Source organism: Cognatitamlana onchidii, assembly GCF_004804355.1.
Lineage (GTDB): Bacteria > Bacteroidota > Bacteroidia > Flavobacteriales > Flavobacteriaceae > Cognatitamlana > Cognatitamlana onchidii.
Genome location: NZ_SRWZ01000003.1, coordinates 163,177 through 180,460 on the forward strand (window position 1 = coordinate 163,177; position 17,284 = coordinate 180,460).

The 17,284-nt window shown below is 32.2% G+C and carries 18 protein-coding genes; 8 read left to right on the top strand and 10 right to left on the bottom strand.

All coding sequences use genetic code 11. The annotated features are described in order from the left end of the window. The first annotated feature begins 234 nt into the window (after positions 1–234). Complete coding sequence (locus E5D58_RS06995) at positions 235–846, top strand: sugar transferase (RefSeq protein ID WP_136481134.1); 612 nt, start codon at positions 235–237, stop codon at positions 844–846. Between the two features lie 44 nt (positions 847–890). Next, entirely contained in the window at positions 891–1,913 is a 1,023-nt protein-coding gene (locus tag E5D58_RS07000) for an ATP-grasp domain-containing protein (RefSeq protein ID WP_136481135.1), read from the top strand. 143 nt (positions 1,914–2,056) lie between these two features. Here E5D58_RS07000 and E5D58_RS07005 read toward each other — a convergent pair whose 3' ends face one another. Both E5D58_RS07005 and E5D58_RS07010 read right to left on the bottom strand, forming a co-directional pair. After that, a complete protein-coding gene (locus E5D58_RS07005; RefSeq protein WP_136481136.1) occupies positions 2,057–3,016 on the bottom strand; it encodes an NAD-dependent epimerase/dehydratase family protein in 960 nt (319 codons plus the stop codon). 142 nt (positions 3,017–3,158) lie between these two features. Next, on the bottom strand, positions 3,159–4,466 hold the full coding sequence (locus tag E5D58_RS07010) for a phenylacetate--CoA ligase family protein (protein ID WP_136481137.1): 1,308 nt from the start codon (positions 4,464–4,466) through the stop codon (positions 3,159–3,161). Between the two features lie 309 nt (positions 4,467–4,775). Between E5D58_RS07010 and E5D58_RS15225 the strand changes: the two genes are divergently transcribed. Further along, complete coding sequence (locus E5D58_RS15225; protein ID WP_136481138.1) at positions 4,776–5,348, top strand: exosortase/archaeosortase family protein; 573 nt, start codon at positions 4,776–4,778, stop codon at positions 5,346–5,348. 168 nt (positions 5,349–5,516) lie between these two features. Here E5D58_RS15225 and E5D58_RS07020 read toward each other — a convergent pair whose 3' ends face one another. Together E5D58_RS07020 and E5D58_RS07025 are read right to left on the bottom strand one after the other, a co-directional pair. Beyond that, complete coding sequence (locus tag E5D58_RS07020; protein WP_136481139.1) at positions 5,517–5,999, bottom strand: Lrp/AsnC family transcriptional regulator; 483 nt, start codon at positions 5,997–5,999, stop codon at positions 5,517–5,519. A 79-nt stretch (positions 6,000–6,078) separates the two neighbouring features. Further along, complete coding sequence (locus E5D58_RS07025; RefSeq protein WP_136481140.1) at positions 6,079–7,215, bottom strand: M14 family zinc carboxypeptidase; 1,137 nt, start codon at positions 7,213–7,215, stop codon at positions 6,079–6,081. 291 nt (positions 7,216–7,506) lie between these two features. Between E5D58_RS07025 and E5D58_RS07030 the strand changes: the two genes are divergently transcribed. Together E5D58_RS07030 and E5D58_RS07035 are read left to right on the top strand one after the other, a co-directional pair. After that, positions 7,507–7,875, top strand: coding sequence for a helix-turn-helix domain-containing protein (locus tag E5D58_RS07030; protein WP_136481141.1), 369 nt, complete (start codon positions 7,507–7,509; stop codon positions 7,873–7,875). Between the two features lie 40 nt (positions 7,876–7,915). Beyond that, positions 7,916–8,284 (top strand): DNA topoisomerase IV, encoded by a 369-nt coding sequence (locus E5D58_RS07035; RefSeq protein ID WP_136481142.1) that lies wholly within the window; start codon positions 7,916–7,918, stop codon positions 8,282–8,284. On the opposite strand, the gene E5D58_RS07040 is transcribed toward E5D58_RS07035, so the two are convergent. Next, the gene (locus tag E5D58_RS07040) at positions 8,281–8,781 is read right to left on the bottom strand and encodes a hydrolase (RefSeq protein WP_136481143.1); all 501 of its coding nucleotides are present in this window, start codon (positions 8,779–8,781) and stop codon (positions 8,281–8,283) included. The two genes, E5D58_RS07035 and E5D58_RS07040, sit on opposite strands and share 4 nt — an antisense overlap. Before the next feature lie 9 nt (positions 8,782–8,790). Beyond that, the gene (locus tag E5D58_RS07045; RefSeq protein WP_136481144.1) at positions 8,791–9,552 is read right to left on the bottom strand and encodes an MBL fold metallo-hydrolase; all 762 of its coding nucleotides are present in this window, start codon (positions 9,550–9,552) and stop codon (positions 8,791–8,793) included. 93 nt (positions 9,553–9,645) lie between these two features. On the opposite strand from E5D58_RS07045, the gene E5D58_RS07050 reads away from it, so the two are divergent. Beyond that, complete coding sequence (locus tag E5D58_RS07050) at positions 9,646–11,112, top strand: TonB-dependent receptor (protein WP_205660306.1); 1,467 nt, start codon at positions 9,646–9,648, stop codon at positions 11,110–11,112. Positions 11,113–11,143: 31 nt separating this feature from the next. Here the strand turns inward: E5D58_RS07050 and bcp are convergent, their stop codons facing one another. Further along, positions 11,144–11,596 (bottom strand): thioredoxin-dependent thiol peroxidase, encoded by a 453-nt coding sequence (gene bcp / locus E5D58_RS07055; protein WP_136481146.1) that lies wholly within the window; start codon positions 11,594–11,596, stop codon positions 11,144–11,146. 35 nt (positions 11,597–11,631) lie between these two features. Here bcp and E5D58_RS07060 point away from each other — a divergent pair, with 35 nt between their 5' ends. After that, on the top strand, positions 11,632–12,291 hold the full coding sequence (locus E5D58_RS07060; RefSeq protein WP_136481147.1) for an endonuclease III domain-containing protein: 660 nt from the start codon (positions 11,632–11,634) through the stop codon (positions 12,289–12,291). A 24-nt stretch (positions 12,292–12,315) separates the two neighbouring features. On the opposite strand, the gene E5D58_RS14945 is transcribed toward E5D58_RS07060, so the two are convergent. Next, positions 12,316–12,462, bottom strand: coding sequence for a hypothetical protein (locus E5D58_RS14945; RefSeq protein WP_168796649.1), 147 nt, complete (start codon positions 12,460–12,462; stop codon positions 12,316–12,318). A 56-nt stretch (positions 12,463–12,518) separates the two neighbouring features. Beyond that, the gene (locus tag E5D58_RS07065) at positions 12,519–13,103 is read right to left on the bottom strand and encodes an RNA polymerase sigma factor (protein WP_136481148.1); all 585 of its coding nucleotides are present in this window, start codon (positions 13,101–13,103) and stop codon (positions 12,519–12,521) included. A gap of 239 nt (positions 13,104–13,342) precedes the next feature. Here E5D58_RS07065 and uvrA point away from each other — a divergent pair, with 239 nt between their 5' ends. Beyond that, positions 13,343–16,126 carry an excinuclease ABC subunit UvrA gene (uvrA, locus tag E5D58_RS07070; protein WP_136481149.1) on the top strand — a complete coding sequence of 928 codons (2,784 nt, stop codon included), beginning with the start codon at positions 13,343–13,345 and terminating at the stop codon, positions 16,124–16,126. A gap of 29 nt (positions 16,127–16,155) precedes the next feature. Here uvrA and E5D58_RS07075 read toward each other — a convergent pair whose 3' ends face one another. After that, positions 16,156–17,202 (bottom strand): DUF3667 domain-containing protein, encoded by a 1,047-nt coding sequence (locus tag E5D58_RS07075; RefSeq protein WP_136481150.1) that lies wholly within the window; start codon positions 17,200–17,202, stop codon positions 16,156–16,158. Between the last annotated feature and the right edge of the window lie 82 nt (positions 17,203–17,284).

Genomic DNA, 17,284 nt, shown 5'->3' on the forward strand with positions numbered 1-17,284 from the left:
TTTAGAAAAAGTTTAAATCGCTCCAATAACTTAAAAGACAATATTGCCTTAATGCACAACAGGGTGATGTTTTTTCTTACCATCTCGAGTCTCTCACCAGGTTTGGGACTAAAAATCGCCATATACCGACATATTATCGATTAATCCTTTATTGACTAAATATTTTGCGGTCCATAATTCAATTTTGTTTTATTTTTGGGTTTTGCTCTCATAGGTATAAAAAAATTGAAAGCCATGTATAAATTCTTTTTAAAAAGACTTTTAGATTTCTTAGCAGCCTTTTTCGGACTCATTATATTATCGCCTCTAATTCTGATGCTAATTATTATATTAATGTTTATTAATAAAGGACGTCCGTTTTTCTTTCAAGAACGTCCTGGTAAGAATGAGAAAATATTCAAAATAATCAAGTTTAAATCTATGTCAGACAAAAAAGATGCTTTAGGGAATTTGTTGCCAAATGCCGATAGAATGACAGGATTTGGATCCTTTATTAGAAAAGCATCTCTAGACGAAATCCCGCAACTCTTTAACGTTATAAAAGGTGATATGAGCTTTATAGGCCCTCGCCCATTACGGGTGCATTATCTACCCTATTATACTAAGGAAGAATCTATAAGGCACACCGTTAGGCCTGGCATTACCGGACTAGCACAAGTATCTGGAAGAAATAATTTAAGTTGGGATGATAAATTAGCTAGGGATATTGAGTATGTTGAATCTCTATCTTTCTTCAATGATGTTATTATTTTTTTTAAAACCATAAAGAAAGTTTTTAACACCAATAGTATCGAAATTGATCCGGATATGTTGGATTTGGACCAGTTAAGAAAAAATATGAACTAGTTTACAATACTTTATATCCATCTCAAGAAGCAATCTTATATAACATGATTCACAATATTCTTTTCACCTGTGCAGGTAGACGCAATTATCTCATAAATTACTTTAAAACGGCACTTAATAATTCAGGAAAAGTCATAGCAGCGGATAACGTTTTAACAGCACCATCAATGGTGGACGCTGATATTGCCGTTATGGTTCCTAAAATTAATGATGTAGACTATATACCCAATCTGGAACAAATAGTAAAAACGTATAAGGTGACTGCAATTATTTCGTTGAATGATCTGGAATTACCTGTACTTGCCAAGAATAAAGAGCGTCTGGAATTACATGGGTGTAAAGTTCTCATTTCTAATGAAAACATTATTGATATTGCCTTTGACAAATGGAAAACTTATAATTTTTTTAAGGAGTTGAACGTAGATACTCCAAAAACTTATCTGGATATAGACAAGACAATTACTGCCATTGAAAATAACGAACTTAATTACCCTCTTATTGTAAAACCCAGATGGGGAAGCGCCTCGATTGGTATTGATATTGCAAACAACGAGGACGAATTGAGGTTGGTTTATAAACTGCAGCATATCAGAATACACAAGTCTATTTTAAAAGATGCTAGTTTGAAAGATATGGATAAATGTATTCTTATTCAGGAGAAAATCAATGGAGAAGAGTATGGTGTGGATATTTTAAATGATCTGGATGGTAACTATTACGGAACTTTTGTTCGTAAAAAAATAGGCATGAGGTCTGGCGAAACAGACAAGGCGATTTCCATTGTTGATGACAAGTTTACCAAAATAGCAGCACTTATTGGATCAAACACTGGTCATGTAGGAAATATGGACTGTGACTTTTTTGTTGCAAACGAAAAAGTTTATTTCCTGGAAATGAATCCCAGATTTGGTGGCGGCTATCCTTTTTCACATGAAGCAGGCGTGGATACACCTTCCATATATTTGTCATGGCTAAATGGTAAGACCAATGTTGAAGAATTCAATAATTTTAAAGCAGGAATGATGTTTTCAAAATGCGATAGAATCGTCCATATTCCACAAAAGTAACATCATCTAAAAAACTTATAAAATAAAAAGTATTATTTTCTATTATTCCTACCCTTGCTCTTTAGAACATTTCTTATGATTAACTGTCGCACAGAACAAACGTTTTTAGATACAGATATAGAGAATTAATAATAATCATTTTTTCAAGCTGATTCATACCTTTTCTTTCTTAAATTATTAATCATAACTTCAGTCATGCTCTGCAAATCAAAGTCCGGAGACCAACCCCAATCTTCTCTAGCTCTCGAATCATCAATACTTCTAGGCCAACTATTTGCAATTTCTTGTCGAAAATCAGGTTTATAATTTATTTTAAATTCAGGGTAATACTTTTTAATAGACAAAAACACCTCTTCAGGTGAAAAAGTCATTGAAGACAAATTATATGAAGTTCTAATCTTAACACTCTCAGATTCAGCATTCATTAACTGCAACGTTGCTTTTATAGCATCATCCATAAATATCATTGGCAAACTACTATCTTTCTCTAAGAAACAATCGAACACTTCTCCCGAAATAGCTTTATGATAAATATCTACGGCATAATCAGTAGTACCACCCCCTGGTAATGATTGATAACCAATAATTCCTGGATACCTTAAAGACCTTACATCAATATTATATTTACTGTAGTAATATTGTGCCAAATTTTCTCCAGCTACTTTACTGGCTCCATAAATTGTTGACGGATTCAAACTAGAAAATTGGCAAGTCTGGTCTAAATCTGCATGACTTCCAAAAACTGCAATTGAACTAGGATAAAACACTTTTTTTATGTTATGTTTTCTTGAAACCTCTAATACATTAAAAAACGAATTCACATTAACCTCCCAAGCTTCCCTTGGACTTCTCTCTGCTTTGGCTGAAAGAATTGCTGCTAAATGATAAATTTGACTAATTCTATATTTTTTAACAATTTTTTCTAGAGCATGGTAATCTGTAGCATCTAGGATTTCAAAATTATTTACAAATTTATCTTTGTAATAAATATCAGATGCAATTATACATTTTTTCCCAAAGGTATTTTCAAGAGCTGGGGTTAAAACAGAACCTATTTGACCGTTAGCCCCGATAACTAAAATATTATTTATTTCAATTGCCATTTTAAATAAATTTAATGTGTTGTAAAAGTAGAGGTAAATTTTTTAAAATCTTGATTTCGATGAAATATTAGACCAACCTAACGAATATTTAGATAACCAGTGAGATAAGCCTATTTTTATCGGTAAAACATCTAAATCAAATTTAATTAGCTGTCATTTCATTTACCACAAGTTTTCGTTTACCAGATGACAATAATGGAATCTCGTTAACATACTTCAAACTTATTTGAGCGTCCTTTCCAAAATACCCTTTAAACTCACTAAGAAGTTCTTCCTCTCTAGAAAAACCTTCCCAAGGATTTAATCTAAATTCATATTCTTTTTGCCCTATCTGCGCAAACTGATATTGCTTTAATTCTGAATACTTCCACATATTAACAGTAACAATATGCGACGTAATTACTCTGTTTTTTGTATCTAAAACCATGTCAACTTTCCTACCATCAATTCTATTCAATACTAGTCTACCATATTCATCTTCTCCCATAACACCTATATCTCCAGTATTATATCTTATCAGAGGCATACAATAATTAAACAAATCTGTTATTACTATTCTTCCCATCTCACCATTTTTTACTGGTATATCTTCAACTAAATCCAACAATTCTATTTTAAAGCTTGCGTGGTTTATCTCATAATCATAACCTCCAGAAACTTTTTGCTGAGCAAGCATCCCGCATTCCATGTTGGAATACCTTGCCAAAACAGGTACTTGAAAATACTTCTCCATTTTATCCTTAGTAGACCTTTTTAGTTCATCTGAATTTGTTATGATAGACTTAACTTTATAGTTTAATTTACGGCTTCTTATTTTATCAAGATAATTTACAATAATATCACATGTAGATGCAAAACAAAAAATGCTTTTATCAGATTTATCATTTTTAAGGTCTTCTAAAAGATTTTGAACATCTTTATCCGTATAATTCAAAATATTATAAGGTTTTATATTTTCTAAAAACAGTTTCAATTTGGATTTTTTGTTGATATCATTCCAAACTTTCATAAAAAGCAACTTAGACCCTATTTCAAACCCCCCTCTTTTGGTAAAATATATTATATCAGCATTGTTTCTTAGTCTTTTGTTTTTATTATGATAAAGCCTGAATGGAGTCCCGGTTGAGCCACTTGTTACAACCGCTGTATTCTGTTTATCGATAAACTTAATGGACTTAAAACTATTAAAATTATCCCTTATTATACCTTTATCTATAACTGGAAAATCTTTAAGCGAATCACTTTTAGCATGAGTACTATAATAAGGAACAAACTCTCGTGCATTACTCAATACAGATTTCAAATGCTGATTCTGTAGCAATTCTGCTTCAGGTGAATCAAAATTTTCAATTATATATTTAATATCATTATAGTGCTTTCTTATTGCACCTCCCTTAATAAAATCCAAAAGCCAAAAGCCTTTTTTTCTCAGCAACTCTAATAATCTCATTTTATCTATGATATATAACCAACATTACCCTGTAAATATCCTATGAGATATTTTAATCCACAAAATTATTCTTTAAAGTGCTTCAAAAACACTACTAATTATATTAATAGCAACTCTCAATTTCTTTTTTTAATAACTGAAAGACGTGTTCTAATGCATTTATATAAGCATTAGGACTAAATTATATGAAATTGAAAGTCTTTTAATAAAGTCAATAAAGAGAAGTAAATCAGTGAAATAGACATTTATTCTAACTTAGTTTTTTCACTCTCTATGATTTCAAAATAGTAAAATCCCTATATTTGAGGAATGATCAAAACTAAAATTCTATTTAACGGGTTGAAAAACAGATTACCCCCTAGAACACGGAGTTTTCTCTTAAAAGGAACTGGGTTAGTCATTTTATGGAAAATTTTGCCAAAAATATTTACTATTGATTTATCATTTTTACATTTTCCGTTAACAAAGCATGTTGCAAATTTATCGGTTTTTACACTCAATTACTTTACCCCATTATCTGGATACTCAACTTCCAGAGACATCTTAAGCTCTAATTTTATTCTTTCAAGAATATATCATCATGACAAATTTCTTCTAAATGTAGCTGACGGATGCAATGGTTTGAATTTATTTGCGCTATATATTGGTTTTATTCTTTTGATGCCTTCCAAATTTGGACGTAAAATAAAGTATATTTTAATTGGGGTAATTATAATTGATCTTATGAATATATTAAGGTCTTCAATACTTATTTATTTGTATGAATACCACAATGTATTCTTTGATTTTGCGCATCTCTATTTCTTCAGAGCACTTCTATATTCTTCTGTATTTTTGCTTTGGGTATACTTTACCAAAAAGATTAATGCAAAAAATAAATGAATCTAGGTTTTACTTTAATAAAATGTATGTCACATTTACCTTTTGCTAGTAATTCCTTTTTAAAAATAACATTTCAAAAGCTGTTTAATTACTTCCAACTGTAAAGAGTATAAAAAAAGCCCATAAATGGGCTTTTAATTTCTTTCAAATCAAGTAAACTTTTACAACCTAGTTCATCTCATTAAAAATAGAATGCATTAAACGCTTTTTATCATTAATACTTTCTTCTAATGATATCATAGTTTCTGTTCTATAAACCCCTTCTATATCATCCAACAAGAATATAACTTCTTTAGCATGCTCTGTGCTTCTAGCTCTAATTTTACAAAAAATATTAAACTTACCAGTTGTAATATGGGCCACTGTAACATAGGCGATTTCGTTAATACGCTCAAGTACAAATTTGGTTTGAGAGGTATTGTTTAAATAGACACCCACATATGCTATAAAGGAATAACCCAGTTTTTTGTAATCCAACATCAGTGAAGATCCTCTTATAATTCCTGATTCCTCCATTTTTTTAACACGTACATGAACGGTACCTGCCGATATCAATAATTTTTTAGCGATGTCTGTAAATGGAATTCTTGTGTTATCAATTAACATGTCAAGAATTTGATGATCGATTTCGTCTAATTTAATTTTACCCATAATTAACTATTCTTAAATATCAAGCAAAATTAATACATTTTCACTAAAAAAACCTTATTATTGATATGCTTTATTTCGATTATAACAAGATTTTTTCATTATTCAATATTACGAAAACGTTTTCGTAATTAACTTTCAGCTCTTCTCCATTTTCACCACTAACCTCCGAGCCCTTTGCATCATATTCCTTGTGTCCATAAAAAGCATGTAACGATTCCACCTTAACAATCACAGGAACAAACTCTAAAGAATCTGTGTTCAATTTTTCAGTATACTGAATACCAACATCAACTACATCGTCACCCATTTTGACATTTCTAATAATAATATCTAAAAAACATTTTTCATTTTCTGGTATATTAAAATATTCTTTGTAAGCAGAGCCATCTACATTGTTTTTAGATATGTAGCATATTGATGTTAAATAAGATATATAGATTAATTCACGAGTTACTTCACGGTCATAATCCCTATCATAATGCCCTGCTTCGAAAAGTATAGTGGGAACATTTTTGCTTTGAAATGTATCACCAACGCAGTTAATATTAAACGAATCATCATACACACCAACCTGATCTGGAATTATTTCTTGAAGTCGTTTATTCATTACATCAATAATTTCCATAGCTTTTTTCCTTGTTAAGGTTACCGAGCATTCTTTATCTTGAGCGGGCGCTAAAAACGAAACCGTTGCTGATTTATTTACAGGTCCAGCACTGAAAATGGTTCGCTGCCCATGTAGGTTATAGCAAAAATGCGGTTTAAACCTTTCAAAAACCTCTTTTAAAACAAGGCTTTCTGGCTGACTTAAGTCCTGAGCATCTCTATTTAAGTCAACAGAGTTCGCGTTAACTCGTGTATAAGCCATAGCACCATCAGGGTTAAGAATAGGAATAATACACAGCTTGCAGTTATCTAAAACCTGAACAACATCTTGATTATCACTTAAAAGGGTATTAAGCAAATCAAAAATGGCCTTTGTGGTTGTAGATTCGTTTCCGTGCATTTGAGACCACATAAGAATCTTCTTTCTACCACTTCCAATCTCAATACTATGTATCGGGTTTCCTAACACAGATTTTCCAACCTGGTTAACAATTGTAAAAGACTTTAATTTTTCAATTAGAGGCGCAATGTGTTTATGCGTAATATACCTACCTGACAAACTCTCTTCTTTGTATTTTGAAAATAGAGTTCTAATTTCTTCCGTTTGCATGTTTCATGTTTATTTTACAAATGTAAACAATTCAATATTTACAAATGTAAACACCAATTATCGGTGTAAAGTTTACGTTTGTATACCATTTAAACAAGTCCAGGTGTTGGTTTTTAACAATTTCTCAACGTTACTAATTATATATGTACAGTTAACTGATATTCAATATAATAAATATTTTTATTTAAACTTAATATTCACTATTAACATAAAGGTTTAAATCATTATCAGTACACTTTAAAATATTAATGTTACATTTGTATCAATTAATTCACAAAAGACTTGTTTACAATGATAAACAACGAGGATTTTAATAGAAGACTGCATAAAGTCATTAACTACTACGGAGAATCAGCCTCCTCTTTTGCTGAAAAAATTGGAGTTCAACGTTCCAGTATTTCGCACATCCTATCTGGGAGAAATAAACCTAGTTTAGATTTTATATTAAAAGTACTCTCTGCCTTTCCTGAGGTAGACTTATATTGGCTGTTTAATGGTAAAGGATCCTTCCCTTCAAAAACTGAAATGATTCAAGAAAACAAGATTACACAACCTCAGAAGGAAATCATTGAAGAGAAAAATACATCAATAAATTCAAAAGAGATTGAACGGATAGTTATTTTTTATTCGGACGGTACTTTTGAAAACTTCAAAAATTAATCGTGGTATTTAGTAGCTTTGCAAAATTAAAAGAAACGACATGCGATTCACATACCTTCTACTTTTTTTATTCTTGCTTAATTGTTACGAATCTACTAGAAACTGTAAAGATTATAAATTAGGAACATACACGAGTGAAGTAATAATAAACAACCAAATCTATAAATCTACTTTTACAAGAAGTAATACGATTCAAGTTGAAACTTATAACAATAAAATCGATTCTTCTCAATTAAGATGGATAAATGATTGTGAGGTTATTTTTAAGACCATAAACCCCAAAAACATGGCAGAGCATAAAGATATTCACCTAAAAATACTTACTACTACAGATTCTTCATACACCTATGAATATTCCTATGTTGGTGAAACAGTGAAACAAAAAGGTGTAGCATTTAAGGTAGATTAATCAAAAGGATATAGAAAATATTCTACCAAGTTAAAAGTCACTGTTCTATCCGGAGCTATCTCATAGGTAAGAAATATTTCACCCCAATATTCTCCGTCTGAAAAGTCGGCAATAATCCATTTATGGTTTAACAATTTGACGGTATTAACCATCATTTTTCTTCCCTCGCTTGATGCATAAGGTACAATAGGGTGTTCTCCTTTTTTCTCGTTAGACTTATAAAGCTCATCTTTTATAAAAGGAATCAATTCAGACACATCGTATCCTTCTTCTTCAAAATAACTAATAGCATCTTCATTTCTACTTAAATTAAAATGAGAAACCTCTAAAATATCATTCTGCAAAATAGATACGGAATCCTTGTACTTAGAGAGTTGGGTTTTATAGCCTTCAAGTTTATGGTTCATACCCTCAAACACACGCTTAGCATTGATATATTGAAAAAGCACCAATAAAATGGTAAACACAAACAAATAGATAAATATTTTTTGCTTCATTTTTGTAATTTAAATTGTTATTTCTAATTCATCGTAGGCCAAGTATACATTTTTAGGAAGTTTTTTTTCAACCTCTTCATGAAACCCTAACAAGTGACTAATATGCGTTAAATAAGCCTTTTTGGGATTAACTTGTTTAATAAACTGCAAGGCCTCATCAAGATTAAAATGTGATCTGTGAGGCTGTATGCGCAATGCATTAACCACTAAAACTTTAACACCATAAAGTTTACTTATCTCTTTGTTTTTTAAAGTTTTCATATCGGTTAAATAAGCAAAATCGTTAAACCTATAACCAAAAACTTGAAGCTTATCGTGTAAACCACTTATAGGTACAACCTGCATATTCTTAATTTTAAATGGTTTGTTTTTTACTCGATTTACTACTACTGTTGGAGCCCCCGGATATTTGTTTTCAATTTGAAATATATAATCAAAGCGTCTTTTAAGTGTTTTTAGTACACGCTTATGGGCATAGATAGAAATATCGCCTTGCCTAAAATAAAAGGGTCTTATGTCGTCAAGGCCAAGAACATGATCTGAGTGCTCATGCGTAAAAATTATACCATCAATTCGTTTACATCCAGCACGCAGCATTTGATACCTGAAATCTGGACCGCAATCAATTACAAAGGTGTAGTTATCCCACTCCACTAAAACAGAAACACGCAACCGCTTATCTTTAGGGTTTTTACTTAAGCAAACAGGATGGTCACTCCCAATAATAGGTATTCCTTGCGATGTCCCAGTACCAAGAAACGTAATTTTCACAATTCCGCAATTTTTAATCAAAAGTAAGCTTATTTTTTCGTTTGAAATAGTTATTTAATATCTTTACTCTTTCTTGAATTTAACCAGATACGAATGGAAATTACTATAACTGGAGACAAGGAGTTTGATGATATTCCTTCTTTAAAGTCGAAAGCACTTCGCATAAATCTCAACCAAAATATTTATGGATCTTTTGCCGAAATTGGTGCTGGACAAGAAACTTGTCGACATTTTTTCAGGGCTGGTGGTGCTTCTGGAACAATAGCCAAAGCCATGTCTGCCTATGATAAAGATTTTAGTGATGCCATTTATGGTGCTGAAGATGATGGGAGGTATGTTACGGAAGCGCGACTAAGAAAAATGTTAACACACGAAATGGATTTGATGGAAAATCGATTAACGCGTGAAAAAAATCCAGACAAAATCTTTTTTACCTATGCTAATACTGTTGCAACTATAGATTTTGCAAAGCAGTTTAAAGGGCATGGATGGGTAGGTATTAAATATCAAGTAGAATCTCATGGAGATTATAACGAGATCATCTTACATCTAAGATTTAAAGAAACAGATGCTAGGTTACAGCAAGAAACACTTGGGGTGCTTGGCACAAATTTGATTTATGGTGCTTTCTACAAATATAATGAGCCAAAAAAATTGCTCCGCTACCTTTATGACCACTTAGATAAGGATCAGGTTGAAATTGATACTATTAATTTTTCTGGCCCTGTATTTCAGAATGTTGATAACAGATTGATGAGCTTACAGCTTGTTAAAAATGGCATGACAGATGCGGTAATGTTTGGTCCAGATGGTACTAATGTCTTGCCTGCAAAAGTATTTTACAAGAAAAATATCCTTGCGCTAAGAGGAAGTTTTAGACCTGTTACCAAAGTGAATATGGAAATGTATGAGAAATCATATAATATGTTCATTAAAGAAAATAAAGTTGACGAAAAGAAAACAGTAGTTGTTTTTGAAATCACTTTGTCGAACTTAAGGTCTGAAGGTAAAATAGATGAGCAAGACTTTATTGATAGAGCTGATTTGTTATGCTCGTTAGGGCATTCAGTAATGATTTCCAATTTCCAGGAATACTTTAAAGTTGTTGAATATTTTTCAAACTATACAAAAGCAAGAATGGGACTCGCTATGGGCGTGAGCAATCTAGTAGATATTTTTGATGAAAAATATTATAGACATATTAGCGGAGGGATTTTAGAAGCCTTTGGAAAATTGTTTTTCAAAGATTTAAAAGTGTATTTATATCCTATGCTAGATCCAGAAACTGGAGAGCTCATAACTAGTGAAAACTTAAAAGTTTATCCTAGAATGAAAGAGCTTTACAAGTTTTTTAAATACAATGGAAAAGTAATCGATATTACCGACTACGATGAAAGCATTATGAATATTTTCTCTCGAGAAATACTTAGAATGATTGGTAGCGGTGAACGCGGTTGGGAAGAAATGGTTCCTGATGGCACGGCAGATTTAATAAAGGACTATAGGTTATTTGGGTACACAAGAAAACCTCTAACCCTTAGTACTAGGCGAAAAAAATAAAAAAAAGCGGTAATTTAATTACCGCTTTTTTTTACTCTAATATTTGTGCAGCGTGCTCTTTGGTTTTCACCTTGCTAATTACCCTTTCAACAATGCCATTTTCGTCAATTAAAAATGTGGTTCTGTGAATACCATCATATTCTTTACCCATAAACTTTTTTGGGCCCCAAACTCCAAACGTATTTATTACAGTTTTGTCTTCATCTGCTAAAAGTGGAAATGGAAACTCATATTTCTCTTTAAAATTTAACTGGCGCTTTTTAGAATCTGCACTAACCCCCAATAGTTCATAGCCTTGATCTTTTAAAGCTTGATAATTATCTCTTAAATTACAGGCCTCTACAGTACATCCGGGCGTACTTGCTTTTGGGTAGAAAAAAACAACTAATTTTTTTCCTTTAAAATCACTTAAAGATACGGTATTGCCCTGCTCATCCACCGAAGTGAAATTAGGTACTGCGTCACCTTGTTTTAACGTTTTCATAGTATTAACTTTGATTTTTAACAAAAGTACGATTTATGAATAAAACAGAACGGGTTCATTTTGTTATAAAAACCTTAAATGAATTGTATCCTGAAATTCCCATTCCACTTGATCATAAAGACCCATACACCCTATTGATAGCAGTTTTAATGTCTGCGCAAAGTACAGATGTTAGAGTGAATCAAATCACCCCTTTATTGTTTGAGAAGGCAGACAATCCATATGATATGGTAAAACTTACCGTTAATGACATAAGAGAAATAATAAAGCCGGTTGGACTGTCTCCAATGAAGAGCAAAGGCATTCATGGACTGTCTAAAATTCTTATAGAAAAGCATCAAGGTGAAGTACCACAAAGTTTTGAGGCTTTAGAAGAACTTCCTGCTGTTGGCCATAAAACAGCTAGTGTTGTCATGTCTCAAGCCTTTGGCATTCCAGCTTTCCCGGTAGATACTCATATTCATCGGCTAATGTATCGATGGAATTTAAGTAATGGAAAGAATGTAGTACAAACTGAAAAAGACGCTAAACGCTTATTCCCAAAAGAACTCTGGAATGACTTACATCTTCAGATTATTTGGTATGGAAGAGAATATTCGCCAGCAAGAGGCTGGAATCTTGACAAAGATATTATTACCAAAACTATTGGGAGGCAGTCTGTTTTAAAAGACTACCAAAAAACAAAAAAGTCCTAATACATTATATTAGGACTTAAAAACTCAATTTAGAAGCGCTTCAAACTTCCATTTATTACTACTTATAACACTTAAAGCCTTAGAATAATTTAGAAGAAATTTAACCGTTTCTTCTTTCGGTTGTAATTTTTCTATTCCAGAAATAGAATCTTCAGAGTAAAGTTTTGCCATGTATTATGAATTTAACAATTATAAACTCATAACGCATAGTAAATCACTTTATTGTATTAATTGGTTAAAACAATATTATGCTTATCAATAATCTTGCGTAAATTAATCAGCGCGTAACGCATTCTGCCCAATGCTGTGTTAATACTAACACCCGTTCTATCTGATATTTCCTTAAAACTCATGTCATTATAAATGCGCATCAAAAGTACTTCCTTTTGATCTTCAGGGAGTTCGTCTACCAGACGCCTCACATCATTTTCAACCTGCTCTTTGATAATTGTTTTTTCTGCATTTAGAGAAGCATCACTTAAAACAGAAAAAATGCTAAATTCTCCTGTATTATCAAACTTTGGCATTCTATTATTTTTTCTAAAAAAATCAATAACAAGGTTGTGTGCAATTCGCATCACCCAGGGTAAAAACTTACCTTCTTCATTATAAGCACCACGCTTAAGCGTTTTAATAACCTTTATAAACGTATCTTGAAAAATGTCTTCAGCGACATCTTTATCATATACTTTAGAATAAATAAAACTGTAAATTTTCTGTTTGTGTCGAATAATCAAACATTCTAGAGCACTTTCATCTCCTTTAATGTAACTACTAACCAAAGTAGAGTCCGTAATAAGTTCGTATTGCATAATAATTACTTTTTATCGCACAGAAGAGAGGGCTTCCTTGCTTGGGGTTACATGTTTAAAAGTAATTTTATGCTATAGGCGTAGTTTGTTAATTGTTTGATTAATATTCCAAATATAACAACAATCATTCCTAAAACGAAAAATTTTTTGGATTTTTTTAGAGACTTCATGAAATACAAGGCATTTTATCGACTCAAATACTTGTGGTATCTTTGCAAAATTATCTTCCAAAAAAGCCTATGAATAAAGCAATTGACGACGTAAACGCTAAAGAGAACATCATAATTAAAGGTGCCAAATTACACAATTTAAAAAATATTGATGTGGTAATACCAAGAAACAAACTAGTTGTAATTACTGGTTTATCCGGCTCTGGCAAATCAAGTTTAGCTTTCGATACGTTATACGCAGAAGGTCAAAGGCGCTATGTAGAAAGCCTTTCAAGTTATGCTCGACAATTTTTAGGAAGACTTAATAAACCAAAAGTAGATTATATAAAAGGTATTGCGCCGGCCATTGCCATAGAACAAAAAGTTAACTCTACAAATCCGCGTTCTACTGTAGGTACAACAACTGAGATTTACGACTACCTTAAGTTATTATTTGCCCGAATAGGTAAAACGTACTCCCCTATTTCTGGAAAAGAAGTTAAAAAGCACACTGTTTCAGACGTTGTAAACTATATTAAACAATTTAAAGAAAGAGAAAAATTACTGCTTCTTGCTCCCATCCATTTAGAAGAAGGTCGTTCCATAGAGGATAAACTTAAAACCTTACAACAACAAGGTTATTCCCGAATAAAGACTAAAGATAGTGTTATTAGAATTGATACTACTGAACCTGTTTCTAACAAAGAAGAACTCTTTCTTGTAGTTGATAGAATTGTTACCAAAAACGATGAGGATTTTTATAACAGGCTTGCTGACGCTGTTCAGACAGCTTTTTTTGAAGGGAATGGAACTTGTATTATAGAAGAACTTAAAACGAATCACCAAAATCTATTCAGTAACAAATTCGAGTTAGATGGTGTTGATTTTCTTGAACCTAATATCCATCTTTTTAGTTTTAATAATCCTTACGGTGCTTGCCCTAAATGTGAAGGTTACGGTGATATTATAGGAATTGATGAAGATTTGGTAATCCCTAATACAGGACTTTCGGTTTTTGAAAATGCTATTTTTCCATGGCGCGGTGAAAGTATGAGTTGGTATAAAGACCAGTTAGTTAATAATTCTCATAAATTTGATTTCCCTGTACACAAACCTTACTTCGAATTAACCGAAGAACAGAAAAAACTTATTTGGACCGGAAATAAATACTTTGAAGGCTTGCATTCTTTTTTTAGTGAATTAGAAGCTAAAGCTTATAAGATTCAAAACCGCGTTATGCTTTCTCGCTACCGGGGAAAAACTAAGTGTAAAACATGCAATGGTAAGCGATTAAGACCTGAAGCAAATTACGTTAAAGTTGCTAATACCACCATTACAGACCTTGTTGAAATGCCTCTAGAAAAATTACGGATATTTTTTCAGCAGCTAGAATTAAGCGATCACGACGCTCATGTTGCCAAACGTCTTTTAAAAGAGATAAATAACAGACTTTCTTTCTTAACCAATGTAGGATTAGATTACCTTACTTTAAATAGAAAGTCCAATACCTTATCCGGAGGAGAAAGTCAGCGTATAAATCTGGCCACATCACTAGGTAGCAGTCTTGTAGGGTCTATGTACATTCTAGATGAACCGAGTATTGGTCTGCATCCAAAAGATACAGAGCGACTAATTTCAGTATTAAAATCGCTTAGAGACCTTGGAAATACGGTTATTGTTGTAGAGCATGACGAGGATATTATGAAAGCGTCTGATACAATTATTGATATAGGACCCGAGGCCGGCACTTTTGGAGGCGAGGTGGTTGCAATTGGAACCTATAGTGATATTCTAGATTCACAATCCTTGACTTCTAAATATCTTAATGAAGATTTAAAAATTGAAATCCCAAAAAAAAGAAGAACCACCAAATACCACGTAGATATTGTTGGAGCTAGAGAAAACAATTTAAAAAATATTGATGTTAGTTTCCCACTTGGTATGCTTACCGTAGTTACCGGTGTATCAGGGAGTGGTAAAAGTACACTAGTAAAAAAAATATTATTCCCTGCCCTGCAAAAGAAACTAACCGATTTTGGTGATAAACCTGGACAATTTTCAAGTTTGGAAGGTAATTACAGTAACATTAGTCAGATTGAATTTGTAGATCAAAATCCCATAGGAAGATCATCTCGCTCTAACCCAGTAACCTATATAAAGGCATATGATGATATTAGAGCTCTCTATTCCAAGCAAAAACTTAGCACCATTAGAAACTATCAAGCTAAACACTTTTCTTTTAATGTAGATAGCGGTCGTTGTGAAACTTGCAAGGGAGAAGGTGAAGTAACTATTGAAATGCAATTCATGGCAGATGTTCATTTAGAATGCGAAACATGTAAGGGAAAACGCTTTAAAAAGGAAGTTCTAGAAGTAACATTTGCAGGAAAAAATATTGATGATATTTTAAATCTAACCATAGATGATGCCATTGACTTTTTTGAAGCAAACGCACAGACTAAAATTAAAACCAAATTACAACCACTTCAAGATGTTGGACTCGGCTACGTTAAATTAGGACAAAGCTCCTCTACGCTTTCGGGTGGTGAAGCACAAAGAATAAAGCTTGGATCATTTTTAGGCAAAGGGAATAATAAGGAAAAAGCCTTGTTTATTTTTGATGAACCAACAACAGGGCTTCACTTTCATGATATTCAAAAACTACTAACCTCATTTAACGCGTTAATTAAAAAAGGGCACTCTATTATAGTTGTTGAACATAATATAGACCTCATTAAGTGCGCTGATTATATTATAGATTTAGGCCCATTTGGAGGCGAATCTGGAGGCAGGGTCGTAGCGACTGGTACGCCAGAAGATATCATTAATGAAAACAACTCTGTGACAGCTAAATATTTAAAAGGTAAGATTTAAACATCTTAACTAAAACTTGAGTTTTTATTTTAATAAAAAAGAAAAGCAAATACTACTAAAACAAAAACTGCTAGAGGCGCAACAAACATCAAAAAAACCAATGAAGTAACGGTTGACTTCAAAAAGCTTTTCAGCCAACTTTGTTTATAAAAATATTTAAGTGCCATAAACAAATAAATAAAGGTAGATAATATTAGCAAAATGTCAATCCAGTCCGGAATATCTATTAAAAAATTAACTCCAAGGATTATGCTAAATACTGTAAAGAGAAAAGAGAAGTAATAAAAGCTAAAAACCAGATGATGAGCGTAAACACCTTTTTTTAAGTAAAGCAATTTTAGTATTAAAGCAAAAATTGGTAATAGAAAAAACATAGCTATAGGGATAGCATCAAAAAAAGCTTGAAGAATACTCCCTCCTTTTCTTGATTTATAAAGCTTTAAGGCCTGAGCGTAAACCCGCTTTTCCAAAAAACTTGCATCATTACTCATTCCCATCTCATTAAACACCTGATTATCGGGGGCTTCTATAGCTATGAGTGAATCTATTTTTTTAGCATTACTATCAAAATTGAGTATACTGTTATTTTTATCAGACTGAGACTTCGATGTTGTTTCTAATTCTTTTTGTAACACATTAGGTTTTACACTATAATTCTTTTCAACCTCGTTGGTAGAAATTTTAATCTCAGTATCTAAAGAAATATTACTATCCGTACCAACAGCTACAAGTGGTTTTTCAAGTTGAGCATCTAAATTCTGCACCTGCTCTCGTTGTACAAAGGAAAATAGGAAGAAGAAAATCACCGCAACAAACAAATACATCTGGGCAGGGTGTAAATACAATAGGCGCTTTCCTTCTATAAATCTGCTAGCTAAATAACCAGGTTTGAGCATTAAAGGAAAGAAACTTTTTAAAAATCTGGCATCAAAAGAAAAATAGTTACTAATGGTATTGTAAAACAAAACTTTAATAGTCAACGCATCATTAACCTGCTGTCCACAATACGGGCAATAATTGAATTTCTTATTGAATTCTTTATTGCAATTTTTGCAAGTTTCCTTTGTCTTTGGCATACCATCGTTTTTCTTTCATAAAAATACTGTTTTTTAAAACATCAATTTAAGCACAATTTTAAGTTAAATATTATGCCTCTCG